The sequence below is a fragment of the Chryseobacterium lathyri genome (genome assembly GCF_019970085.1).
Lineage (GTDB): Bacteria > Bacteroidota > Bacteroidia > Flavobacteriales > Weeksellaceae > Chryseobacterium > Chryseobacterium lathyri.
Window position 1 is genome coordinate 1 of sequence record NZ_JAHXYG010000004.1, and the last position, 22,083, is coordinate 22,083.

Here is a 22,083-nt window from a genome sequence, read left to right on the forward strand (position 1 = left end):
GGAAGATCATCGGACAGTAAGCAATGTCTGCAATATGTTCCAGGGTATCTTCTTCAATGATCATCGTTGAAATAAGGTTCTCACCGCTCATTGATTTTGCGGTCAGGCTATGAAGTTTTGCAACCGCTTTACCATTGCAGAATTCATGAAAAAAGGCGGTGATCTGGTGTTCATCGTTGGAAAAAATGGTTTCAGGAATAGTCAAATGATTGTCTTTAGCTATTTTCAGCTGAAGCATTTTGTTTCCATCGATCTTCCTTTCATTTTCATAGGGATTAATCCATGGAATATCTTCCAAAACAGTGATCAGGTTATAACGGAGATTTGCGTACGAGCTCAGGAATATTTTTTTGTAGTCTTCATCCAGTTCCTCAGGAACGCTTATTCCCCAGGCCTTTCTGTGCCACACTGCTTTGATGTCTTTTGAATGAAGAGTTTTCCCATCCTCATCAGTGAGTTCAAATGAATCTTCATTCACGCTGATCTTCTGGAGATGGTTCATCCGGTCAGAGTTGAGCCTGAAACAGGGAATATTCTTAGAAGAAAGATATTCAAAAAAAATATCAATATTGTAAAAATCATTCGAGTGGGTAATGCAGAGAATCATTGGCCGGATTTTATTAAAAAAGGAAACTTAGTGGTAAGTTTCCTTGGAGATGATTTGTTATTATAACTGTCTTAGTTTACAGCTTCATCGTTGTCTGATGGATATTTTGTGGTATAGTTTGGCCCACTTCCTTTCACTTTTTTAGGATCTTTAACTTGCTTTTCTAAGAATGATGCAAAAAAAGGTTTCTTTTTTGGATTTTTGTCTTTCATAATGTTTTTGTTTAATTTAATATGATTGAGTTGTTATAACTGTATTAATTTACAAGCTTCATCATTGGTGTTCTTTAGTAACAAATCTAATAATAAAATTATTATATAAAATATAATCAGCATTGATAATGATACTCAAATTCCGAATTTTAATATTTTTTGTTTAACTCGAAATGAAAAAATATCTTAAAACAAATTTTACTAACCGAGGAACTTTTCATAACCAAACGGACTTTCGAAGGAAGAACTTCTATAACCATCAAACTATTCTGACATTCTTATCCTGCATGGTCTAATTTACAAAAAAATTGATATAAAATCTGTATTTCCCAGAAAACATTTTTGAGATCAGACATACAAGGGCCATGCTATGCTCATAGAAAGGATTAAAAACTATCACAACATTGATTACATCATTTTTTAGTAAAATTAATGAAATTCCGAATTTTATCATCTGTTTATGTGTTGTTTATCAGTTACTTATGAGTGGTTGTGTTTGCTGCTCTATTTTTTCCATAGAAGAAAAGATATCTTTGTAATCTTATATATCCTAAACAATTTTAGCTATGGGAAATAATTCTCCGGCTCGTGTTTAGAGACCTATAGTTCTCATACAGGAATTGCTGATTCCATACAAGATGTTATAATATATAAGTAAAAACACAGATTTATAAATAAACACAAATGATGACTAAAATGCTAAACAATTTAGTCTATTCGTACTAAAGAAAAGCAATGAATTTCAAAGAAATACATATCGGAGCTCTCATCAAACAGCGCGTTGCAGAACATGATATAGAAATCCCCCGTATCTGCAACTTTTTTAAATGTACTGAAGCTGAGATAGAGGAAATGCTGGTACAGGAGAATCTTTCAACAGATTTAGTTTTAAAATGGTGCAAATTATTGGAATACGATTTCTTTAGAATCTATTCTCATCATTTAATGCTATACTCTTCGCCCTCAACAATCAAAGGGGAAGACTCTGGTAAAGAGAAATCATCACTGCCTGAATTTCGGAAAAACATTTATACCAAAGAAATTATTGAATTTATTCTAGAGCTCATTAAAACCGGGAAAAAAAGTAAATATCAAATCGTAAATGAGTACAAAATTCCTAAAACTACGTTATATAGATGGATAGAAAAGTACATGAAAGAATAAGGCCGGATTATAAAAGAATATACTCAGACCTTATAGAATTAAAGCACCCTGAAAAGAAGGAAAAATGTAAAACAATATTATCTAAAGAACAGCTATCCAGCATCGACATTATTAGAATTAATATTATTATTTTCGGGAATAATGCGAAAAAAATTTCCCTCAATCAGAGACACCGTTCGTATGATAATGAAACGGTACAAAAGATTCTTGATTATCAAAAGGATAACAGTTTGAGTAACAGTGAGGTAGCCAGCCATTTTAATATCAGCAGAAATACCATTAGAAAATGGAGAAAAAATACGGTTTGAAATATCTGAAAGGCGAATGATTTTCAGAAGAGAGTAGGGTAAATTATGAATTTATTGTTTTTATAAATTGGAACAGATTACCCTCTCTCAGTATTTATTATCATATTTTAAACCTTTAATAGCCCCCTAAATCCTCTTGCCGCATAATAGGAATCTGCGCCATTATGGTATATAAAAACCGTATTGTAACGGCGGTCACCGAAAATGGCCCCTCCCAGTTCCCGGATATTTGCCGGAGTTTTTACCCAGCTGGAAGTTTTCAGATCAAACTTTCCGAGTTCCTGAAGCTGGCGATATTGCGCTTCTGTTAATAATTCGATGCCCATTTCGGAAGCCTTGTCAATAGCATTACTGTCAGGTTTGTTGGCTTTACGGGCCTCCCAGGCCTGGTAATCGTAGCAGAGACTTCTGCGTTTCGGGCTTTCCGGAGAACAGTCGAAAAAGATATATTCGTCTGTTTTTTTGTCGTAAGCTACCACGTCGGGTTCTCCTTCCGTTTCTTCCATTTCGTTCAATGACCAGAGTTTTTCGGGGACTGCTTCCAGTTTTTCCTGAATCTTTTCCCAGCTCAGGTCTTTATGACGGTTCATATTTTTCTCAAAACGGGTTTTCAATACCTTTAAAAGTCCTGTGCTCTGTTCGGCTGTCAGTTTCTTTTTGCTCATATCAGTTTTTTTTATTTAATGTTTGATTTTAACTGTTTAGTTCTTATCGATCATTTTATACATGCTCAGAAGGATTTATTACAGCTATTTTTCTGTCTGAAGGCCTGAAATACCATGAAATAATAACTAAAATCAGCAATAACAGAGCCGGAAAAGTCCTTCCAAAAGTATCCCCCACAATGATATGGGAAATAAGTGCTCCGGACATTACAAAGAAAAATCCTGCATAAGCCCACTCTTTAAGCAGCGGACGTTTTGGGATCAGTACAGCAATAACGCCCAGGAGTTTCCAGACCCCGATAATGGTCATCAGATAAGCAGGGTAGCCTAGATTTGTGAAGTTTGCAAGTTCATCCTTATTTTTCATAAGCTGAACAATGGCTGTAGATACCATTCCCAATGCCATCCAGATCGTGAAGATCCAGTAGATAATCCTGTTTCTTTTTTGAGATTTGTTCTGTGTTTCCATAAATAGTTTTTTTGAAGTTAATCGTTTATGCCTTTTCCTGTAAGGATGTGTGGAATATATTTTTCAATCCTGGCTTCTCTTGTTGCAGATTGTTTGGCGGAAGAGAAATGGAGCAGGTAAGCTCTCTGCCGTCCGGGAGTAAGGGCTTCAAAAGCTTCTTTGAGTTCCGGACTTCTATCCAGTTTACTTTGAAATTCTTCGGGCATTTCAAACTCCCTGGTTTTCTTCATAGGAACTTTTATACCGGATTTTTCTATTTCTACAGCTTCATACACATACGTTCTGATTACTTTTTCCAAATCAGTGATTTCTTTAAGGTCAGTAAAGCGGATCTGTCGTGCCGCCTGTACATTTTCTGTCTGCTGAATCAGGATATTCTGAGTGTCACTCAGTAAGGAACCTTTGAAAAAGAGTAGGGCACAGTATTCCTTAAACCCATGGATCAGAACAATATTTCTGCCTTGGTAAGTGTAGCAGGGACAGCCCCATTTCAAATCTTCTTCCAATCCTGTATCGAGAATAATCGTTCTTAATTTTTCAAATTCTTTTTGCCATTGTCCGGCCTTGTCAAAGAAAAAATCAACTTTTGGATTCATAGTGGTGATAGTTTTGAGTTTGAGAATATTAGAGTTGGAGAGTATATCAATTCTTAACCTTTAGTAACTGAAATCGAGTATCTAGCTTTTAAAATATTCCTGAAGTCGGTTATGAGCCATATTAAGCCCCTGTGCAAAAGGCAGTTTCAGCATCTGGTCTCTGAAATCAACAGATTTGTAAATGGTATGAATGGTAATTTTGCTGGTACTGTCTGTTAGTTTTTCAAATTCTAAAAATTCGATCTGAACAGGGAAGGGTGTATTTTCCATCTGGAAAGTCCTTGTGATCCTGCGGCCGGGAACAAACTCATGGATGGTTCCGTTGGCGCTAAAAACCACATCGCCCTGAGGATTGGAAGTCTGAAAGTGATAGCCTCCATGCGGTTTGTTTTCCATTTTAAGGACTTTGGTGCCCATCCATTGTTCAAAAATTTCCGGTTCGGTGTAGGCTTTGAAAAGAAGCTCAACCGGGAGATCAAATTCCCTGATGATGAATATTTCCTGCTTGCCGTCTTCGGCGTGAATTTTTGTTTTTAATTCCATGATTTTGAGTGTTTTGGGTTAGATAGTTTGAGGGTTTGACAGTATTAGAGTGGGAGAGTTTTGGGTAGGAGCGGAAATATTACTCATTACTTATCTTTTTCTGATAGGCTTTCATTACACTTTCCAGCTTATTGAATCTGTCGTCCCACATCTGGCGGAAAGGTTCTATAAAATCGGCTATTTCTTTCATTTTATTGGGATTTAGGTGATAGATAATTTCACGGCCGTTCTGTTCAGATCTCAGCAATTCGCATTCGGTAAGGATCTGAAGATGTTTGGAAACGGTAGGTCTTGCAGTGTCAAAATTGGAAGCGATAGCGCCGGCGGTCATAGATTGCGCGGCTACCAACATCAGGATAGATCTTCTGGTAGGGTCGGCTATCGCCTGGAATACATCTCTTCTTAAATTCATTGCGTAGTTATTTGACTACAAATTTAAATGAAGTTATTTGACTACGCAAGTTTTTTTTGTGAAAATTGTAATTAATATTGAAATAAAAGGGTTTAACGATAAATAATTGTTTCATATTTCCTGTAGATCTTAACGATTAAAACAGATTGAATGTATAAAAATCTGCAACATCTGCCTGATCTGTGAGAAATATTAACTTAATTTATTCTACATATGAAATACATTAAATTTATGCCCGTCAGGATCTGCGAAGACAAAACCATAATAATGGTCTCCGAAGCTTTCAGGTTCCGAAACGATAGTGCCGCCGGCTTTCACGACTTCCTGGGCCCACAGATTTGTCTGTTCTATGCTTTCTGCAGAAAGGGTGAATATAATTTCATTGGGGCTCTGAGAGTCACCAAATTTTACATTTTTTAGATTGGCTTCCAGTATTTCTTTTAAGAAAAAATGAATGATCAACTCATTTTCCCCGAAAAAAAAGCTGACCAGCTCATTGGAAGAATTAGGATTATTAGGCCTGAATCCGAGTTCTGTATAGAATTTTTGGGTACGCTCAAGGTTGCTTACTCCAAGATTGGCCCAGATCATTTTAGGTTTCATATTATTTTATTTTTTGGTTAGAATAAAGGTATTGCTTTTTGGAATAACTGAAATTGCCATGGGGCAAGATTTTGTATTTATGATCCAATTTAACATAATATATTGATGCCAGTAAGTCAACCAGTAAATACAGTGAGCGGAATGTTTATAAAGAAAATTCAATGATTCAGGAGCAAATACAAAGACAAGGCGGTGAGCGTTGAAAAATCTTTGTTGAGCTGACAGAGCATAAGCATCCTTTATGACAGAAAAAATTATGGAGAACTTGTTATGACCACGAGCTTGCCGTAATTATTTTTTCTAAGATCGGATTTTTATGTCGTATAGCCATGCACAGCAAATCAGAAATAATTTAAACGGTTTATAGAGAATAAAAATCTAACAATGTACATCAGAGAGAATAAGTTTATTGGGTGAGATTGAAAAAGGAAAGTTTTTGAATAAAGAAGATTCTCAGAATCCGTTAAAGAATGTCTGACAGAAAAGTTTTGAAAAAAATAGCAGAATCTGAAGAGGTTATACTCCTGTCATGTTATTTATTATTTGTCCTATAATTTATATTATGTTAAATTGTATGTGGTGTCCATTTTGTAAGAACACGATCTGAAGGTCTGTCCTTTTTATCAGATTTTTGTATTTTAACCCAGACAGACAATCTCTATAATTATCTTCTTTAACGTTTTTTGAGATTAATTTAGCTGAAATTTTCTATATCAGCAGATCCTTGAATTCTTTTTATAATCAACGTTCTTAGCCGATCCTCATGTTGATCTGCCCATTGACCTAAAATACCTATTACAGGAATCAAACTTTTACCAAACTCAGTTAAACTATACTCTACTTTTGGAGGTACGACCGGATAAATTTTCTTTGTAACCAATTCGTGGTCTTCCAATTCCTTTAACTGAATGTTTAAAACCCGTCGTGTTGCATCCGGTATCTTACGCTGCAATTCACTTGGTCTTTTATGTCCCTGATCAATGAACCAAAGCAAACGTATTTTCCATTTACCATAAAGTACTTCACCGATCAGATCAAGACCGCAATTTAAGTTCGGTATTATTTTTCTCTCATACATATTGCAAAATTAAACGTATGTTCCGATTAGTGCAATAGGGGAATAATTTATCCCTATATGAATCGTAATTCCGTACTTGTGCAAACTGTTTTTATACCCCAATTTTGTCCTATAAACAATTCTTAAAAATGGAACAATTTAATTTCAACAATGAGTTATCAGGCAAGATTGCATTGGTAACAGGAGGTACAAAAGGAGCAGGAAAAGCAATTGCAGAAAGGTTGCTACAAGCTGGCGCAACAGTTATCATTTCTGCTAGAAATGCACCTGAAAAAGAAAACAGCAATCTGCATTTTATTGCCTCCGATCTGAGCAAGGCAGAAGGAACACAAAAAGTAATCAGCGAAGTATTGTCTACTTATGGAAGGCTGGATATTCTTGTAAATAACCTTGGGGGATCATCTACGCCTGCAGGCGGTTTTGCTGTACTAACAGATGCTGACTGGGAGTCAACCCTACAAGCTAATTTGCTTGCTCCTGTTCGACTGGACAGAGGTTTTTTACCACAAATGATCGATAGGAAAAGTGGTGTTATCATTCACATCGCTTCCATCCAGGGTAAACTCCCTTTGTACGATTCAACTTTGCCTTATGCAGCTGCAAAAGCAGCTTTGAGAAACTATAGTAAAAGTTTATCAAACGAAGTTACCCCTAAAGGTGTTCGGGTTCTGACTGTTTCGCCAGGCTGGATCAATACGACAGCATCTGAAGCCTGGCTGGGCGAAATTGCAAGAAACGCAAACAGCACTGTAGAAGAAGCGCAACAAAGTGTAATAGATGCATTAGGTGGAATACCTTTCGGTAGACCTGCCGAACCAAAAGAAGTAGCTGAATTAGTTAGTTTTCTTGTATCACCAAGAGCCGGCTATTTATCAGGAACTGAATTCGTAATCGATGGTGGCACAGTACCAACAATTTAATAATCTTAAAAAAAAGAAAATATGAATTTACCAAAAGTAATCACAGAATTAGTAAAAGCTCAGAACGATTTTAATAGCGTTGCCTACGCAAATTGTTTTTCTGATACAGCTGTTGTTTTTGATGAAGGAAAAACACACAATGGAAGAAAAGAAATAGAGCATTGGATCGCAGATTCCAACGAGCGTTACAAATCGGTTATGACGCCTGTCAGTTATGAAGAAAATGGCAGTTCAAGTGTCTTATCTGCAGAGTGTTCAGGTACATTTCCTGGGAGTCCAATTATATTAAAATTTCATTTCGAAATTGTTGACGGACAAATACAACGTTTGAAAGTAACTGATTAAAAAACGGCTAAACTTAGCCGTTTTTTTTTGAATAACGGGCAAATCATTCTCGGAAGTAATTTTTATTGTTTTTTAGATTTCAAATATTTGAATTTATAAAATACTCCAATACTTTTTAAACCTGGTATTTTAAAGAATTTTTTTCGACAAATATGAACATCAAAAATGAACAGAAATTATTAAAAAACCTCCCGATTGAATTGAGAGGTTTTGAATTTTTACTTTTTATAATGACCTGGTGCATAATTCTTTGCTGATTTAGCGCCGGTTACTTTTTTAACCTGTCCCGGTGGAAGGCCATGATTTCCATTAGGCTTTAATCTGGGAGCACAAGAAGCTACAAATAATCCAACTAATACAGCTGCTCCAATTCTTTTAATTATTTTCATCATATTTTTTGAGTTATAATATAAAAAACCGTGCCAATTAAATTTTAAGTATAAATCACTATATTGTATTGCTTATTATATAAAAAAATCCATTTAATTTTTGTATATTTACGGAAATGTCTATTAATACTTTATAAAATAAGTTGTAAACATTCATAATTTTTAAATAATATAAAATGAGTAATGTTTGCCCTGAAGAGAGTAATGGACATAGTATCGGTAATATTCCGATGAAATCCATCAATATTGCGTACTTAATCTTAGTACATCGTTTACCAGACCAATTCAAGCGACTTTTTAAAGCTCTTTACGATCCTTCCAACTTTTATCTTATTCATATCGACAAGAAAGCCAATCAGGAGATTGGCGAAGAAGTCAGTGTCTTTTTACAGAAATACCCGAATGTACACATTCTTAAAAGTAAGAATGTTGTTTGGGGTGGCTACAGCATGGTTCAAGCAGAGCTGGACGGAATGAAATATCTGTTGGACATGGAGATGAAGTGGGACTACTTTATCAACTTAAGCGGCCAGGATTATCCTTTGAAATCACAGAAAATTATTAAAGAATTTCTGTCAAAAAACAATGGGAAGAGCTATATAAAAATTGCGGATCAGAAGAAAAGCAGGCCAGAAACGATGAACCGGATTGAAAATTACTTCGAAGAATCAGAAGATAAAATTTCAGAGGAAACCTATAAAAGAGATTTTATGAAAGGTGTCATTCCCTATATTGGCGGACAATGGATGATCCTCACCCGAAACTGCTGTGAATTTATCTGCAACAGCTCGGAAGTGAAAAGGTTTGAAGACTATTATCTGAATACCTTAATTGCAGATGAGTCTTTCTTCCAGACCGTGTTGATGAATACCTCTTTTGACGGTATTTTGGTAGATGATGATAAAAGAGCAATTATCTGGATTCCTGATGGCGATATTAAATTGAGGCCAAAAACTTTCACTGAAACAGATTTAGATTTTTTGCAAACAGGGAACCATCTTTTTGCAAGGAAATTTGATGATAATGTGGATAGTAAAATCATAGGATGCATTAAAGATCGGTATGATGAGCCTTTTGAAACGTTCATAAAAGTAAGTGATATAAAAAGTATTGCCAAAAATTTAAATCACCTCAATTAAAACTGAACTGAAAATCTCAAAAAAATTTCACAATCTCAAAGATACCCTGGCTGATTAAGCCAGGTTTTTTATTTGTAAAAACGGACTTTTCTTTTTTGTTTTTATGATGATAATTTTAACAAATGGCTTGATTTTAGATTGCGATAACTAATTATTGTTATCAGTTCATAATGATAACAAATCAAAATTATGGATCTATGGAAAGGTTTAAAAAAATAATTTTGAAAATTCTAAAATGGACAGGAATTTCAATAGCTGCCATTTTGTTTTTGATGTTTATTATTCCCATACTGTTTCCGGGAACAATTTCTCATCAGGTAAAAATATTTGCCAATAAACATCTTGCGGGAAAGCTCGACTATAAAAAGACCCATCTTACTTTTTTCCGGCACTTCCCTTCCCTTACGGTTTCAGTGGATAATCTTGTTTTACAGGGTTCAAAACCTTTTCAAAATGATACCTTACTGACGGCGAAAGAAGTTGCAGTAGGAATTAATCTTAAAAATCTGATTTTCAACCGTGAAGTAAAAATTGATGAAATATATGTAACCGATGCCAATGCCCATGTTTTTGTGAACAGTAAAGGAGAGGCCAACTACAACGTATACATTTCCAAAACTTCTGAAAAGTCCAAAGATACTACAGAAACAGGAGCATCCATAAAGTTGGATCTGATTAAATTCAGAAACTGGAATATCAAATATAATGATCATTCCGCAAGAGTTCTGGTTGATGCCAAAGGTCTTAACTACACCGGAAAAGGCGGCTTAAGCGAAGATATTTTCGATCTTGAGACTAATCTTGATATTGATAAAGTGGATTTTAGCCTGAACAGGATCTATTATGCCAAACAAAAAACCTTACATGCCGATCTGATTACAAGAATTAATACCAATGCCTTAACTTTTGTTCTGAAGAAAAATGAATTAAGGATTAATGATCTTCCTTTAAAATTCATTGGTTTTATTAGTATTCTAAGGGATGGCTACAATATGGATATCAATGCCGCTTCGGAAAAAACTACAATCCGGGAAATGATTTCCGTATTGCCGCCACAATATCTCGATTGGGCAAAAGGCACCCAAATTGAAGGGAACAGTGATCTGTATTTCCATATAAAAGGAAGGTTCAGTGAGCCTAAAAACATCAAGCCAAGACTCAAAGTACGTCTTTTGGTTAAAAACGGTTTTGTCTCCAACGGAAAAGCACCCGTTCCTATGAACCACCTGAATATGGATCTGAATATAGATCTCCCGTCATTAGATACCAATCAGCTTGTTGTCGACCTAAAAAAACTAAACTTTGATCTCGGTCCGAACAATAATTTCCGTGCTTTCGTGAAAACCAAAGGCCTGAATGAAATGCAGGTAGATGCTGATATAAAAGGTGCTGTAGATCTTCAGACACTTGATCAGGCTTTAGGTTTGAAAGATATTGATATCCGTGGACTTATGGATACCAATATCAAGGCCAATGGTATTTTTAGTATGGACAAAAAGTTATTCCCCAAAACTGACGGTTATCTTCATCTCAAAAACGGTCTGGTGAAAACAAAATACTACCCCAACCCTATTCAGAATATCAATTTGGTAGCCAATATTGTCAATACAGACGGTACTTTCAGAAGCCTTGGTGTAAAGCTGGATCCTTTCAGCTTTGATTTTGAAGGCAATCCAGTTTTCGTCAATGCTGATCTGCGGGATTTTGAAGACCTGCTGTATAAAGTGCGGGCAAAAGGAGTCCTGAATGTCGGAAGAATCTATAAAGTTTTTGCCAAAGAAGGATTTGATGTCAGCGGTCTCATTATGGCAGATCTTTCGCTTAATGGCCGCCAAAGCTATGCTACAAAAGGTCAGTACAGCAAGCTGGACAACAAAGGAACTCTGATTTTAAAGAATATTAAAGCAACTACAGAATATCTTCCAAAATCATTTTTTATCAGAGAAGGAAACTTCCGGTTTGAGAATGAAAAAATGTGGTTCAGAAAATTCCTGGCAACCTATGGAAAATCCGATTTTGCCTTAAACGGTTATCTTTTGAATACCATCAACTATTTTATTGAAAGAAAAGGAACCCTTCACGGAAAATTTGGCTTAAACTCCAATTATATCCTGATTGATGAGTTTATGGCACTTAAAAACGGGGATAATACGGATAAGTCTATAGAAGTAGAATATGCCAAAGTAGAAAATCCGGGAAGCAGCGGTGTTGTCATTATTCCGAAAAATCTTGATGTTTCCCTGGAAGCCAATGCTAGAAAAGTTGAATTCAAAGGATTGGCGTTTCATCATCTTAAAGGAAATGCTTCTGTCAATACAGGCCAGGTTTATCTTAAAAACACATCATTCGACATCATCGGAAGCCGTATGAACATTGATGCCCGTTACCAGGATGAGTCTCCCCTGACGGCTAATTACGATATCTCTCTTAAAGTTCAGGACTTTGATGTTCAGCGTGCTTATAAAGAAATTGAGATGGTGCGTGAAATGGCCACGGCTGCCAGGAATGTTAAAGGAATCGTATCGCTGGACTATAAATTGAAAGGAGATTTTGATAAAAATATGAAACCTATTTATCCGTCACTGGAAGGCGGTGGAATTGTTAATCTCCGTGATGTAGAAGTGAAAAATTTAAAAATGTTCTCTGCTGTCGGTGATAACATCGGTGCACAGGCTTTTGATAATCCTGATATGAAAGGAGTAAATATTGAATCCCATATCAAAAACAACCTGATCCACGTGGATAAATTTACATTTAAAGTTTCCGTGCTGAGGCCTTCCATAAGCGGAACAACAAGCTTCAATGGACTACTGGATCTCAGAATAAGAGTTGGGCTGCCACCGGGCGGATGGATTGGTTTTCCTGTCGTTGTGACGGGAACCCATGCCCAGCCGAAAATTAAGATTTTTAGTAAAACTGGACAGGGAATTATTGATGCCCTGTACAATAAAAAATCCAATAAAGTGATCCGTGAAGAAAGACGTGCCGAGAAAAAGACAAGACGTCAGCAACGCAAAGAGAAACAGGCTCAGGAACAAAAAGCGAAAAATGCGGAAAAGCAGATCAACACTGATCTTAAGGAAAAATAACTAATAAATACGAACAAGAAAAAAAACAAGTTGATTCCATGGGATTTATAAGCTTTGTACTGCAAAAACAAGTGCTTTTTTAATCGGAATTTGTACTTTTGTTGATATACTTTGTATCAATGTCGATTTTTTCAAACAATATTCGCTTTTTGAGGGATAAAAGAGAGCTTTCCCAACAATCTGTGGCCAATGAACTGGCCATTTCCCGTGTACGGTATTCCAAATATGAAAACGGAGTTTCTGAACCGCCTATCGGGCTTCTGATAAAAATATCTAAATATTTTCACGTCAGCATTGATCTTCTGGTCTCTGTAGATATCAGTAAATATCCGGTTGAAGATATGCTAAAACTTCCGGATAACAGAATTGTCCTTCCGGTGGCTGTAGATGATTTGGGTAATGATACCATTGAAATTATTCCGCAGAAAGCATCAATGGGATACCTTGAAGGTTACAGTGACGTAGGTTATATTGAAAGCCTGCAGAGAATTGCCCTACCCTTCCTAACTAATGGCAAATACAGAGCTTTCCCTGCAGATGGAGATTCAATGCCGCCTTTTAGGAACGGATCCTATATCGTAGGGAAATATGTAGAGGGAATTGATGAGCTGAAACCGGGAAAAACTTATGTTTTTATCACTCTAAATGACGGAATTACCTATAAACGTTTTAAGGAAAAAAAAGGGAATACTATCTGTGTAAGTGCCGATAATTCATTCTACGAACCTTATGATATCCCTTTTGAAGAAATTGTAGAAATCTGGCAGTACGCATCAGGGATTTTTCCTGAAGACTTCGAGCCCGGTGACTATGATAATTATAATTTTAAAGAAATGTTCCGGGAACTGAAGCAGGATATCAAACAGCTGGACCAAAAAGTTTCCGGACGCCGGAAACCTAAATAAAGCTGATATAAACAGTGAAATGGATCAGTTAAGCTTATTTAATTCAGATGAATATTTCCGGTTCCCGAAAGAATTGCTCGAGTACACCGAACACTTTTTACCGGAAGATGAAGCCTCAGAACTTGAGGAGCTTCTGCTTCGTGCAGCTCCGTGGAAGCAGAGAACCCAGAAAATGTATGATAAAATGGTTCTGACCCCGAGGCTGACAGCATGGTATGGAGATGAAAGCAGGACCTATCAATTGGGTGGCAACTCTTTTAATGTCAATCCATGGCTTCCTGAATTATTATCCTTAAAACAACAGATAGAAAAATCATCCGGTTACAAGTTTAATTCTGTACTGCTGAATTTATACCGTGACGGAAACGATTCAGTAGCCTGGCATCGTGACAAAGAAAGCGAGCTGGGGAACCGGCCAGTCATTGCTTCCGTAAGTCTTGGTCAGATAAGGAATTTTGATTTCCGCAAAGCAGATGACCATCGGAATAAATACAGCTTGCCGCTTCAGCACGGATCCCTGCTGATTATGAAAGGAGATCTGCAGGTTAACTGGGAGCACCGTATTGCCAAATCTGCAAAACCCATGAAGCCACGGATCAACCTAACCTTCCGCCTGGTTCATGAAATGTAGGCAATAGATATTTATTTTTCCAATTGAATCCATACAGGCGCATGATCGCTGCTTTTCGTCCAGCCACGGACATGACTGTCGACACCGCCGGATCTTAAGTCTGAATGAAGATATGGACTTAAAAGAATATGATCCAGCCTTATACCTGCATTACGGTCGTATGCCTTATACAGATAATCCCAGAAAGTGTAAACAGTATCATCCGGATATAGCGTACGGATGGAATCAAGCCAGCCTTTATTTAGCAGATCTTTGTAGGCCTTTCTGACTTCTGTCCTGAATAATGCATCATTTTCCCAGCGTTCAGGTTTATAAACGTCCCGGGGTTCAGGAATAATATTAAAATCACCGATAAGTATTGCAGGCAGTTCCATTTTGATGAGCTCATTAGTTCGTTTTTTAAAACGTTTGAGCCAGTCTAGTTTATAATCAAATTTTGGGCCCGGATAAGGATTTCCGTTGGGAAGGTATAGGCAGCATATCACCATCTGGTCAATAATAGCTTCAATATAACGGCTTTGCACGTCTTCAGAATTTCCGGGAAGGACTCTCTGAACTTCTGTGATCTCCAGATCTTTGGCAAGTATGGCTACTCCATTCCAGCTTTTCTGTCCGTTCCATATGGCCTCATATCCCGCTGCATTAATCTCTTTTAAAGGAAAACGTTCCTGGGGTGCTTTTAGTTCCTGAAGACAGACAATATCCGGACTGGCTTCTTTCAGCCACTGCAGCAAGACTGGTAAACGGCCATTGATTCCGTTTACATTATATGTTGCTATTTTCATAGTTTGAGATGATTTAGAAACTATTTACCTGTTTTAGAGGGCAATAATTATTCCATCAAATGGAATGTTGTATATTAAAAATAAAATCCGGAATTATATTGGCATAATTTATTCATTACAATAAAAATAAAACATTATCCCATGTTAAATAAAAATTTTACAAAAGCAGAATTCATATTGAATAATGAAAATCAGTATCAGTTAGAATTTACCATTCAGGAAATTGGTCAAGGATCGAACCTTATCGTTGAAAGGAAAAATGAAAACGGAGAATATGAAACAGTTCAGGCTATAATTACCAGGCTGAATGACCGTATCTTTATAAAATGGAGCGAGCCATTCGACGGTAGACTTATTTTTGAAAAATAAAAACAAGTTTATGAAATACAGTGAAGCCTTAGAATATAAAAAAGAAGCTTTAAAAAAAGCCGATCAATCTGTACTCGAGAATTTTCATATCATTATTGCACCTGCCGATACCGGAGAAAGCGCTAAATATATAGAAGATTTTTCGAAAAATCCTGATCATTTTAATGACAGCAGCTGTAAAAAATACTGCTCGAATGATGAGTACGAAGTGATGAGCTTCAAAAAGGAAACGGAAAATTAAGAGCCTCTTCCCTATTGGATTATTAAAAATTTCCGTATTCGTAAACTTTTATGATCTGCCACATACATACCCGAAAATGCAGGCTGGTCCCATAATTGTAGATATTGTACCATCGAATAATTAATCACTAAAATATATTATTATGGAAACTAAAAAAACAACAAGAAAAACAGCCTCGAAAACTGCAGCAAAAAAAACAGGAAAAACGCCTGCTAAAAAAGATGCAGCCAAACAGCTGAAAGATTTATTTGAAGATTCACTGAAAGACATTTACTGGGCAGAAAAAGCTCTCGTAAAAGCTCTGCCTAAGATGCATAAAAATGCCACAGACAAAAAACTGAAAACAGCTATTGAACAGCATCTTAACGAGACAGAAATTCATGTAAAAAGACTTGAAGAATGTTTTGCTGCTCTCGGCAAAAAAGCCCAGGCTAAAAAATGTGATGCCATGCAGGGATTATTAGATGAAGGTAAAAGCATTATGGAAGAAACTGAGGCTGGAGCTGTAAGAGATGCCGGGATAATTGCCGCTGCACAGAAAGTGGAACATTATGAAATTGCGACTTATGGGTCACTAGCTGCCTATGCTAAAGTTCTTAAAGAAAAAGTATGCTTAAAAAACCTATTAGCGACTCTTAACGAAGAAAAAAAATGTGATGAGCTGCTCACTAAAATAGCAGATACTGCCATTAATACTAAAGCAATATAAAAACTCAATTCAATATATTTAAAGAGACCTTCAAAAGGTCTCTTTTTGTTTTGTTTAATCTTAACAACAATATAGATGGATTTTTGTAATCTTTCTGAATGAAATGTCTTTGCTTTAATAATAATTAATATCAGTTGTTTAACTTTGCTTCATCTTAAAACTGCAAATAAATAAACAGATTTGAAGCTGCCACTTTCTTATTATTTAAATCAGGATGTTATTTTCCTGGCTAAGGATCTTTTGGGAAAAGTACTTTTCACAGAAATAAATGGGGACATCACTGCGGGGATCATTGTAGAAACCGAGGCCTATTTTGGTGTCATAGATAAAGCTTCCCATGCTTACGGTGGCCGACGCACCGGACGTACCGAAACATTATATACCCAAGGTGGTGTTTCCTATGTTTATTTATGTTATGGAATCCATCATCTCTTTAATGTTGTAAGCTCCGTTGAAGACGAACCCCATGCAATATTGGTAAGGGCTGTGGAACCATTAATAGGCAAAGAAATCATGGAAATCAGGCGGAATATGCAGGCTTCTAAAACTGCTATTTCATCAGGACCTGGTTCAGCAGCTAAGGCTTTAGGTATTGACCGCTCTTTTAACAAAAAGGATTTAACCGAAAATGAAATATGGATCGAAGACCACGGAATTAAATATTCTCCGGACGAGATCGTTTCAGGACCGAGGATTGGAGTTGCCTACGCTCAGGAAGATGCACTGCTGCCATGGCGTTTTTATGTCAGGGGCAACAAATATGTAAGCAAACCAAGATCCTGAGAACTGTTGTTAAAAATGTTAGTATCAATAAAAATGCCTGTTCGTGATATTTATATCTGTGCAGCTTTTAACATTAGGTAATGCAGATCTGTATTTTTAATAAAAGGTGGCAGAAGTTCTTTCCCCGGGCCATAAACCGCAACTTCTACATAATCTCCGGAATGGTCCATACTGATCCATCCGACAGAATTATGCTTTCTCTGAATTTCTGAATAAGCTTTAAAAGGTAATTTTTTATAGTTGTAAAGCCCAGCTTCCTGCTTTTCAAGCCCTGAATAAAAACTGAGCAAATGTTTGGCCTCATCATCAGCAAGACGTATTTTGTTGGTCTCATAGATCCAGTCTTTCATTTGCTGAAGATTAAAATCCGGGTGAATAGCATTCAGAATATATTCATTGGTGTATCGATAATCAGAGATGCTGTTAAAATTTTTGGTGGCATCCGGTCCGTAAATTGTTCCCGGATTAGCATTTCCATGGTCTGTTGTGATGATCACCAATGTATTTTGATCTTTCTCTGCAAAATCCATTACGGTTTTTATAGCTTCATCAAAAGCAATCTGATCATGAATTAAAGCAGAAATATCATTGGCATGTGCTGCCCAGTCAACTTTTCCACCTTCGATCTGTAAGACGAAACCTTCCTGATGATCTTTCATCTGATGAATAGCAGTTTGAGCTAGTTCAGCAAGAGAAGGGGTCTGCTGCAGCTCAGGAATATTCGCCCTGTCGATGGAATATGGTAAAGCACCGGAATTGAAAATCCCTAAAGTTTTCTTTCCTTTTTCTGAAGTTTTCAGGTCTGCCCTATTTTTAAGAACCTGATAACCTTTCTGCTTATAAAGGGCATAGATATCTTTCTTATCTTTTCTTTTTAAAGGATTAAAAAATTCATCTCCACCACCCATCATTACATCAAAACCTATTTCAGCATACATTTCCGCGATTTCATTTTCTGCATTTCTACTGTCTGAATTAACGCAGAAACCTGCCGGTGTCGCATGGGTAATCGTTACTGTCGTGACACAGCCTGTCTTTTTTCCAGCCTTTTTAAATTTTTGCCAGATTGGAACATATTTTTCTCCATTCCCTCCAATATTAAGGACACCGTTTTTCACACGGAATCCACCGCCAAAAGACGAACTGGCCGCAGCAGAATCTGTAACAATAGAGCTGGCAGAAGCAGTGTCCATCAAAGCTCTGGAAACTTTATTTTCAAGATAAAGATTCATCCAGTTTCCGTTTTTTCCCAGGATATTCTGAGAATACAGATTAGCCATTGCTAAAGTTCCCGAGCTCATCCCATCACTGATCATGAAAATAATATTTTTTGCTTTTTTCCCTGGACCTGAAACTTCCTTTGCACTGTTGGCAAAAAAATCAACCGGATTTAAGGTGAATAGGCCTGACAGCAGTGCTGAACCTTTTAAAAATTTGCGTCTGTTCATCTGGATAAATTTGGTATTGCAATTTAGAGGGTAATGCTAACTAATGAAACTAAGTTGCGTTAATTAATTATGAATTTTTATCATTAATATTCTGAATCATTCCGCTTCGGAATTTTAAGTAATCAGAATCTTAATGCTTGTGATTTTTAAAATTGATGATGTGGCCTGTAATTAATCCTGTTGCTCCTACGTAAATCAAAGGAATATGGATTTCAAAGATTAAATCTGCCAAAACAGAAATTGAGATAAGGATAATAGAACTCCAAAAAAGTAATTTAAGCCAGCTATTGGTTATATTTTTAGTCACTCTATAGACTACAACAGCGCCAATGATAAGGAAGGCAAGATCAATATAAGGATTATGGGATATTCCCAACGGAATGATCATTAACAGAGGAAAAACAACACAATGGATAAGGCACAGGACCGCTGCAGAAATTCCTACTGCATCAAGAATTTTTGATTTCATAAAGATAGGGATTTAAATTTCTTATTGTAACTTTGTTGCAAAAGTATAGATAAAATCTCAAATAACGCAACTTTGTTGCATTAAAAATGAAGCAAATCAGAAATACACAGGCTAAAACTGAAATTTTAAATGTCATTAATCATTCTGACATAGCTCTTTCACAACCGGATATTCAGAAAAAGTTGGGCGATCTATGCAATAGAGTGACGATTTACAGAGTGCTTGAAAGACTTGAAAATGAAGGCCTTATTCATAAGATTGTTAACGTTGACGGTGTTGTGAATTTCGCGAAATGCAGTGGGAAATGCAGTACAGAAAAGCATTTTCACAATCATATTCATTTCAATTGCAAGGAATGTCATTCGGTGACTTGTATTGAAAATGTGATTCCTGATATCAGCCTTCCACCAGACTTTATAGCACAGGAATATAATTTTATAGTAAGCGGAATATGTCCGAAATGTTCCAAAGCATAGAATCTTGTGCACCACCGCTTGATCGTTTGTTTGCTTTCTAGACGTTTATAAAATCCCAGCATCAGTTTTTCCTGTATCTGGAACAGATTAATGTTTGGTAAAGTAAATAAAAGTACTATTTTTATTTTCATAAAAGAAAACACCAATTATGCCGACTGAAGCTTCCCACAAGCTGATTCCGATGACAGATTTTGTTATTGAGTACTACTCTAACGAAGGATATGCCGATCTTCAGACATTGCGTCTGATGAAAAACTATGCTAATTTTCTAAGACGGCCTCTTACGCTTGGAATGTTTGTTCCTGTAGATCTAAACGGAAATGTATTGAAAGAACCGAAAAACTATACCTCCTGGAAATCACTGGATCACAATATCGTAAAACGAACTGATACTGCCGGATTTGAGGAATACGCCGGATATCAGACTGCAGAAAAGAACTGTCTGTTCGAAGGCTTTACCATTGCTTACAACGGATATTCTGTCGTAAGAATCGTAGCTTCCTATGATGAGACTATTGAAATCTCTTTTAATAAAAATGATCTGCTGTCAACAGCTTTTGCAGACATTGAAGCATTGACTGTTTTCGATGATATTTATCTTACGGCAAATGCTTTAAAATCTATAGGTATTAAGAAGTAGAACTCAGCCTAAGATTTAAATTAAGGAAGCGAATTTTAGATAGATTTATAGATATTATGAAAAAGGAGACCTTTGCGATCTCCTATTTTTATTTCATATACTTATCAAAAAAAGCGATCATCTTTTCCGGGTATTGTCCGAAATAATTGTAAGCATCAAATCTTCGATTTGTGCCTTCAATCCAAAACAATTCTTTTTCAGCTGAACCTATTAGATCAAATATGGCCTGTGCATCATTTGGATTGTCTGTCCAGGCATCATCTAAAACTTCTGCCATAAAATATGGCATTTTTACAGCGGGTGCAAATGGTTTTGGATCCATTTCGTAATGAGTAAAGCCTCCTAATTTCAATTGTTCAAAAGCCATTAGCTCTATATACTGACCAACACCTGCATATCCTGCAAATTTTTTCATCATTGCCGTCATACACAAAGTCATCGGTCCGAAAAAGCAAACAATATTTTCAAACAGTTCAGGGTGTTTGTACATTGCTTCATAGGCTGCATTTCCACCTGTACAACGATTGTACAAGGCAACTTTCATCTTACTTAATTCAGGATGGTTGTTTACATAATTTTGCGCACCAACCACATCGCGCCATTCGTAACGCCCGATTCCGCATATATTGTTGTTTGCTGTTCCACTGTTGCCATGATTTCGCAAGTCATATGCCAAAATATTATATCCTGCATCGGACAAATGTTTCATTTCAATAACAAAATCAATTTCCAAATCGTCCACACTTGAAAACGGCTCGCCAAAATGCCCGGTAAATCCGGAACGACTCATCGGTAGCGGATGATTTATAATAATAAGCTTGTCGGATTCGCCTTTTACGGAAGGAATATACCAACCTTCGAGAGGAATGCCATCACTGGAAGGAAAATAAATATCTTCCCAAACATGCATTCCATGATCGGCAGGTGTTTTGTGGACTGGTGTTCGGAACGGTGGCCGAATAGCCCTTTCTCCCAAAAATTTAATGGTGTCATAATCTTGCTCGGATATAATTTTTTGTTGTTCAATTGCTTTTTCATAGATCTCTTTACCCAAACGTCCTGCAAGAGTATGATCTACCTGATAATCTAAGGTTTTTTCAAATGACATTGTATTAAAGTTTTAAATGTGTTAATGGTACAAATTTCATTGAAAAACCCCGAGAGCTAAGAAAACAAATAAAGGCAGTTTGGATACAAATTACTGATTTTGAAAATTTGAAGGCGACTTTCCTGTCACTTTCTTAAACAGGCGCGAGAAGTAATTGGGGTACTCAAATCCTAATTTATAGGCAATCTCTGAAACCGTATGCTTATTGCTTTTTAAAAGACTTTTTGAGGTATCAATTATTTGCAGATGAATATGCTCCAAAACCGGTTTACCTGTGTGAAATCTTATCAGGTCACTCAGATAGTTAGGAGTGATATTTAGTTTTTTAGCAAAATAGGTTACGGTCGGTTGGGTAACATTTTGGTTATTGTTGTTGTAATAAGTGTTTAAGAGTTCGAAGAAGTCATTAACCAACCTATTATATTTTTCTTTTCTTTCACCAAACTGTCGCTCATAAAATTTTGAAACATGGGCAAACATCAGATTGCAATAAGCCAGCAATAAATTCATCGAAAAATCAGCACTCTCATATTCTCGCAAAGCGTCCTTAAATATCTGGGTTATGATCATTTCCTCTTCTTTTTCTAAATAAAGCGGTTCATGCAGTCCATAAGTGAGAAACGAATATTCTAAATGCTGATAGTTGGCAATAATATCTTCGGTAATTTGAATATAATATCCTTTAAAAGGTTTTTTCACATCCCATTCTATAGGTTGATTGGGACTTGAAAAAAACATAAGACTTCTGCCATCTTCATCCTCCAATTCAAACTTAATTGAAATACGATAGAAATTAGGACAAACAGGAGGGCTGGTCAAAATGAAACTATCAGGATAGAAGCCAATATCTATCCAATCATGCTTTGGCATTTCAGCTTTAACATACTGATTAAATGATTTAATGCCTTGTATCTTTTGAGGGAAATGCTTATTCATAGTAATTTTAGGTGTTTTCTCACATTTTGTGTTATTTTGGTTGA

At 36.4% G+C, this 22,083-nt stretch carries 29 protein-coding genes; 14 read left to right on the plus strand and 15 right to left on the minus strand.

Annotation, left to right across the window (positions count from 1 at the left end; genetic code table 11):
• Positions 1-607 (minus strand): MvdC/MvdD family ATP grasp protein (locus tag LC418_RS12860; RefSeq protein WP_338075539.1); only part of this gene is annotated, 607 nt, incomplete at its 3' end.
• 71 nt (positions 608-678) lie between these two features.
• Positions 679-819 (minus strand): microviridin/marinostatin family tricyclic proteinase inhibitor, encoded by a 141-nt coding sequence (locus tag LC418_RS12865; protein WP_111953573.1) that lies wholly within the window; start codon positions 817-819, stop codon positions 679-681.
• A gap of 735 nt (positions 820-1,554) precedes the next feature.
• Here LC418_RS12865 and LC418_RS12870 point away from each other — a divergent pair.
• Together LC418_RS12870 and LC418_RS12875 are read left to right on the plus strand one after the other, a co-directional pair.
• On the plus strand, positions 1,555-1,983 hold the full coding sequence (locus LC418_RS12870; RefSeq protein ID WP_223559412.1) for a transposase: 429 nt from the start codon (positions 1,555-1,557) through the stop codon (positions 1,981-1,983).
• Positions 1,956-2,291: a helix-turn-helix domain-containing protein gene (locus LC418_RS12875; RefSeq protein WP_223559413.1), complete on the plus strand. Its 336-nt coding sequence runs from the start codon at positions 1,956-1,958 to the stop codon at positions 2,289-2,291. Before LC418_RS12870 ends, LC418_RS12875 begins: the two co-directional genes overlap by 28 nt.
• 107 nt (positions 2,292-2,398) lie before the next feature.
• On the opposite strand, the gene LC418_RS12880 is transcribed toward LC418_RS12875, so the two are convergent.
• The 7 genes from LC418_RS12880 to LC418_RS12910 all read right to left on the minus strand — a co-directional run bounded on the left by LC418_RS12880 (position 2,399) and on the right by LC418_RS12910 (position 6,657).
• Positions 2,399-2,956 carry a DUF4256 domain-containing protein gene (locus LC418_RS12880; RefSeq protein ID WP_223559414.1) on the minus strand — a complete coding sequence of 186 codons (558 nt, stop codon included), beginning with the start codon at positions 2,954-2,956 and terminating at the stop codon, positions 2,399-2,401.
• A 55-nt stretch (positions 2,957-3,011) separates the two neighbouring features.
• Positions 3,012-3,425, minus strand: coding sequence for a DoxX family protein (locus LC418_RS12885; RefSeq protein ID WP_111953565.1), 414 nt, complete (start codon positions 3,423-3,425; stop codon positions 3,012-3,014).
• A 17-nt stretch (positions 3,426-3,442) separates the two neighbouring features.
• On the minus strand, positions 3,443-4,021 hold the full coding sequence (locus LC418_RS12890; RefSeq protein ID WP_223559415.1) for a YdeI/OmpD-associated family protein: 579 nt from the start codon (positions 4,019-4,021) through the stop codon (positions 3,443-3,445).
• Between the two features lie 81 nt (positions 4,022-4,102).
• Entirely contained in the window at positions 4,103-4,564 is a 462-nt protein-coding gene (locus LC418_RS12895) for an SRPBCC family protein (RefSeq protein WP_223559416.1), read from the minus strand.
• 79 nt (positions 4,565-4,643) lie between these two features.
• Positions 4,644-4,976: an ArsR/SmtB family transcription factor gene (locus tag LC418_RS12900; RefSeq protein ID WP_034725549.1), complete on the minus strand. Its 333-nt coding sequence runs from the start codon at positions 4,974-4,976 to the stop codon at positions 4,644-4,646.
• Positions 4,977-5,183: 207 nt separating this feature from the next.
• The gene (locus tag LC418_RS12905) at positions 5,184-5,579 is read right to left on the minus strand and encodes a VOC family protein (RefSeq protein WP_223559417.1); all 396 of its coding nucleotides are present in this window, start codon (positions 5,577-5,579) and stop codon (positions 5,184-5,186) included.
• A gap of 694 nt (positions 5,580-6,273) precedes the next feature.
• Positions 6,274-6,657 (minus strand): winged helix-turn-helix transcriptional regulator, encoded by a 384-nt coding sequence (locus tag LC418_RS12910; protein ID WP_111953557.1) that lies wholly within the window; start codon positions 6,655-6,657, stop codon positions 6,274-6,276.
• 128 nt (positions 6,658-6,785) lie between these two features.
• Between LC418_RS12910 and LC418_RS12915 the strand changes: the two genes are divergently transcribed.
• Both LC418_RS12915 and LC418_RS12920 read left to right on the plus strand, forming a co-directional pair.
• On the plus strand, positions 6,786-7,577 hold the full coding sequence (locus LC418_RS12915) for an SDR family oxidoreductase (RefSeq protein ID WP_223559418.1): 792 nt from the start codon (positions 6,786-6,788) through the stop codon (positions 7,575-7,577).
• Between the two features lie 21 nt (positions 7,578-7,598).
• Positions 7,599-7,922 (plus strand): nuclear transport factor 2-like protein, encoded by a 324-nt coding sequence (locus tag LC418_RS12920; RefSeq protein ID WP_223559419.1) that lies wholly within the window; start codon positions 7,599-7,601, stop codon positions 7,920-7,922.
• 218 nt (positions 7,923-8,140) lie between these two features.
• Here LC418_RS12920 and LC418_RS12925 read toward each other — a convergent pair whose 3' ends face one another.
• Entirely contained in the window at positions 8,141-8,314 is a 174-nt protein-coding gene (locus LC418_RS12925; RefSeq protein ID WP_157963351.1) for a hypothetical protein, read from the minus strand.
• Between the two features lie 173 nt (positions 8,315-8,487).
• Between LC418_RS12925 and LC418_RS12930 the strand changes: the two genes are divergently transcribed.
• The 4 genes from LC418_RS12930 to LC418_RS12945 all read left to right on the plus strand — a co-directional run bounded on the left by LC418_RS12930 (position 8,488) and on the right by LC418_RS12945 (position 14,075).
• Positions 8,488-9,450 (plus strand): beta-1,6-N-acetylglucosaminyltransferase, encoded by a 963-nt coding sequence (locus LC418_RS12930; protein WP_223559420.1) that lies wholly within the window; start codon positions 8,488-8,490, stop codon positions 9,448-9,450.
• A 221-nt stretch (positions 9,451-9,671) separates the two neighbouring features.
• Positions 9,672-12,539 (plus strand): AsmA-like C-terminal region-containing protein, encoded by a 2,868-nt coding sequence (locus LC418_RS12935; protein WP_223559421.1) that lies wholly within the window; start codon positions 9,672-9,674, stop codon positions 12,537-12,539.
• Positions 12,540-12,658: 119 nt separating this feature from the next.
• Positions 12,659-13,444, plus strand: a complete 786-nt coding sequence (locus LC418_RS12940; RefSeq protein ID WP_223559422.1) for an XRE family transcriptional regulator — start codon at positions 12,659-12,661, stop codon at positions 13,442-13,444.
• A 19-nt stretch (positions 13,445-13,463) separates the two neighbouring features.
• Positions 13,464-14,075 carry an alpha-ketoglutarate-dependent dioxygenase AlkB family protein gene (locus LC418_RS12945; RefSeq protein WP_223559423.1) on the plus strand — a complete coding sequence of 204 codons (612 nt, stop codon included), beginning with the start codon at positions 13,464-13,466 and terminating at the stop codon, positions 14,073-14,075.
• A gap of 11 nt (positions 14,076-14,086) precedes the next feature.
• On the opposite strand, the gene xth is transcribed toward LC418_RS12945, so the two are convergent.
• The gene (xth, locus tag LC418_RS12950) at positions 14,087-14,860 is read right to left on the minus strand and encodes an exodeoxyribonuclease III (RefSeq protein ID WP_223559424.1); all 774 of its coding nucleotides are present in this window, start codon (positions 14,858-14,860) and stop codon (positions 14,087-14,089) included.
• 141 nt (positions 14,861-15,001) lie between these two features.
• Between xth and LC418_RS12955 the strand changes: the two genes are divergently transcribed.
• From LC418_RS12955 to LC418_RS12970, 4 genes are all read left to right on the plus strand, one after another.
• Complete coding sequence (locus LC418_RS12955; protein ID WP_223559425.1) at positions 15,002-15,229, plus strand: glutathione synthase; 228 nt, start codon at positions 15,002-15,004, stop codon at positions 15,227-15,229.
• A 10-nt stretch (positions 15,230-15,239) separates the two neighbouring features.
• Positions 15,240-15,470 carry a hypothetical protein gene (locus tag LC418_RS12960; protein ID WP_223559426.1) on the plus strand — a complete coding sequence of 77 codons (231 nt, stop codon included), beginning with the start codon at positions 15,240-15,242 and terminating at the stop codon, positions 15,468-15,470.
• A gap of 142 nt (positions 15,471-15,612) precedes the next feature.
• Complete coding sequence (locus LC418_RS12965; RefSeq protein ID WP_111953541.1) at positions 15,613-16,179, plus strand: YciE/YciF ferroxidase family protein; 567 nt, start codon at positions 15,613-15,615, stop codon at positions 16,177-16,179.
• A 180-nt stretch (positions 16,180-16,359) separates the two neighbouring features.
• Positions 16,360-16,962: a DNA-3-methyladenine glycosylase gene (locus tag LC418_RS12970; RefSeq protein WP_223559427.1), complete on the plus strand. Its 603-nt coding sequence runs from the start codon at positions 16,360-16,362 to the stop codon at positions 16,960-16,962.
• Between the two features lie 50 nt (positions 16,963-17,012).
• Here the strand turns inward: LC418_RS12970 and LC418_RS12975 are convergent, their stop codons facing one another.
• Both LC418_RS12975 and LC418_RS12980 read right to left on the minus strand, forming a co-directional pair.
• On the minus strand, positions 17,013-18,410 hold the full coding sequence (locus LC418_RS12975; protein ID WP_223559428.1) for an alkaline phosphatase: 1,398 nt from the start codon (positions 18,408-18,410) through the stop codon (positions 17,013-17,015).
• A gap of 130 nt (positions 18,411-18,540) precedes the next feature.
• On the minus strand, positions 18,541-18,879 hold the full coding sequence (locus tag LC418_RS12980) for a MerC domain-containing protein (RefSeq protein WP_223559429.1): 339 nt from the start codon (positions 18,877-18,879) through the stop codon (positions 18,541-18,543).
• An 86-nt stretch (positions 18,880-18,965) separates the two neighbouring features.
• Between LC418_RS12980 and LC418_RS12985 the strand changes: the two genes are divergently transcribed.
• Both LC418_RS12985 and LC418_RS12990 read left to right on the plus strand, forming a co-directional pair.
• The gene (locus LC418_RS12985) at positions 18,966-19,355 is read left to right on the plus strand and encodes a Fur family transcriptional regulator (RefSeq protein WP_223559430.1); all 390 of its coding nucleotides are present in this window, start codon (positions 18,966-18,968) and stop codon (positions 19,353-19,355) included.
• 148 nt (positions 19,356-19,503) lie between these two features.
• Entirely contained in the window at positions 19,504-19,995 is a 492-nt protein-coding gene (locus tag LC418_RS12990) for a hypothetical protein (protein WP_223559431.1), read from the plus strand.
• Between the two features lie 88 nt (positions 19,996-20,083).
• On the opposite strand, the gene LC418_RS12995 is transcribed toward LC418_RS12990, so the two are convergent.
• Both LC418_RS12995 and LC418_RS13000 read right to left on the minus strand, forming a co-directional pair.
• Positions 20,084-21,103 (minus strand): alpha/beta hydrolase family protein, encoded by a 1,020-nt coding sequence (locus LC418_RS12995; RefSeq protein WP_111953529.1) that lies wholly within the window; start codon positions 21,101-21,103, stop codon positions 20,084-20,086.
• Between the two features lie 90 nt (positions 21,104-21,193).
• The gene (locus tag LC418_RS13000; RefSeq protein ID WP_111953527.1) at positions 21,194-22,039 is read right to left on the minus strand and encodes a helix-turn-helix domain-containing protein; all 846 of its coding nucleotides are present in this window, start codon (positions 22,037-22,039) and stop codon (positions 21,194-21,196) included.
• Between the last annotated feature and the right edge of the window lie 44 nt (positions 22,040-22,083).

Bases quoted from the DNA above. Each gene is read 5' to 3' on its own strand.
- xth (WP_223559424.1), bottom strand. From the start codon at position 14,860: ATGAAAATAGCAACATATAATGTAAACGGAATCAATGGCCGTTTACCA.
- LC418_RS12900 (WP_034725549.1), bottom strand. From the start codon at position 4,976: ATGAATTTAAGAAGAGATGTATTCCAGGCGATAGCCGACCCTACCAGA.
- LC418_RS12880 (WP_223559414.1), bottom strand. From the start codon at position 2,956: ATGAGCAAAAAGAAACTGACAGCCGAACAGAGCACAGGACTTTTAAAG.
- LC418_RS12915 (WP_223559418.1), top strand. From the start codon at position 6,786: ATGGAACAATTTAATTTCAACAATGAGTTATCAGGCAAGATTGCATTG.
- LC418_RS12955 (WP_223559425.1), top strand. From the start codon at position 15,002: ATGTTAAATAAAAATTTTACAAAAGCAGAATTCATATTGAATAATGAA.
- LC418_RS12885 (WP_111953565.1), bottom strand. From the start codon at position 3,425: ATGGAAACACAGAACAAATCTCAAAAAAGAAACAGGATTATCTACTGG.
- LC418_RS12930 (WP_223559420.1), top strand. From the start codon at position 8,488: ATGAGTAATGTTTGCCCTGAAGAGAGTAATGGACATAGTATCGGTAAT.
- LC418_RS12905 (WP_223559417.1), bottom strand. From the start codon at position 5,579: ATGAAACCTAAAATGATCTGGGCCAATCTTGGAGTAAGCAACCTTGAG.
- LC418_RS12910 (WP_111953557.1), bottom strand. From the start codon at position 6,657: ATGTATGAGAGAAAAATAATACCGAACTTAAATTGCGGTCTTGATCTG.
- LC418_RS12965 (WP_111953541.1), top strand. From the start codon at position 15,613: ATGGAAACTAAAAAAACAACAAGAAAAACAGCCTCGAAAACTGCAGCA.
- LC418_RS12940 (WP_223559422.1), top strand. From the start codon at position 12,659: ATGTCGATTTTTTCAAACAATATTCGCTTTTTGAGGGATAAAAGAGAG.
- LC418_RS12975 (WP_223559428.1), bottom strand. From the start codon at position 18,410: ATGAACAGACGCAAATTTTTAAAAGGTTCAGCACTGCTGTCAGGCCTA.
- LC418_RS12990 (WP_223559431.1), top strand. From the start codon at position 19,504: ATGCCGACTGAAGCTTCCCACAAGCTGATTCCGATGACAGATTTTGTT.
- LC418_RS12895 (WP_223559416.1), bottom strand. From the start codon at position 4,564: ATGGAATTAAAAACAAAAATTCACGCCGAAGACGGCAAGCAGGAAATA.
- LC418_RS12995 (WP_111953529.1), bottom strand. From the start codon at position 21,103: ATGTCATTTGAAAAAACCTTAGATTATCAGGTAGATCATACTCTTGCA.
- LC418_RS12985 (WP_223559430.1), top strand. From the start codon at position 18,966: ATGAAGCAAATCAGAAATACACAGGCTAAAACTGAAATTTTAAATGTC.
- LC418_RS12870 (WP_223559412.1), top strand. From the start codon at position 1,555: ATGAATTTCAAAGAAATACATATCGGAGCTCTCATCAAACAGCGCGTT.
- LC418_RS12890 (WP_223559415.1), bottom strand. From the start codon at position 4,021: ATGAATCCAAAAGTTGATTTTTTCTTTGACAAGGCCGGACAATGGCAA.
- LC418_RS12920 (WP_223559419.1), top strand. From the start codon at position 7,599: ATGAATTTACCAAAAGTAATCACAGAATTAGTAAAAGCTCAGAACGAT.
- LC418_RS12960 (WP_223559426.1), top strand. From the start codon at position 15,240: ATGAAATACAGTGAAGCCTTAGAATATAAAAAAGAAGCTTTAAAAAAA.
- LC418_RS12875 (WP_223559413.1), top strand. From the start codon at position 1,956: ATGGATAGAAAAGTACATGAAAGAATAAGGCCGGATTATAAAAGAATA.
- LC418_RS12865 (WP_111953573.1), bottom strand. From the start codon at position 819: ATGAAAGACAAAAATCCAAAAAAGAAACCTTTTTTTGCATCATTCTTA.
- LC418_RS12925 (WP_157963351.1), bottom strand. From the start codon at position 8,314: ATGATGAAAATAATTAAAAGAATTGGAGCAGCTGTATTAGTTGGATTA.
- LC418_RS12980 (WP_223559429.1), bottom strand. From the start codon at position 18,879: ATGAAATCAAAAATTCTTGATGCAGTAGGAATTTCTGCAGCGGTCCTG.
- LC418_RS13000 (WP_111953527.1), bottom strand. From the start codon at position 22,039: ATGAATAAGCATTTCCCTCAAAAGATACAAGGCATTAAATCATTTAAT.
- LC418_RS12945 (WP_223559423.1), top strand. From the start codon at position 13,464: ATGGATCAGTTAAGCTTATTTAATTCAGATGAATATTTCCGGTTCCCG.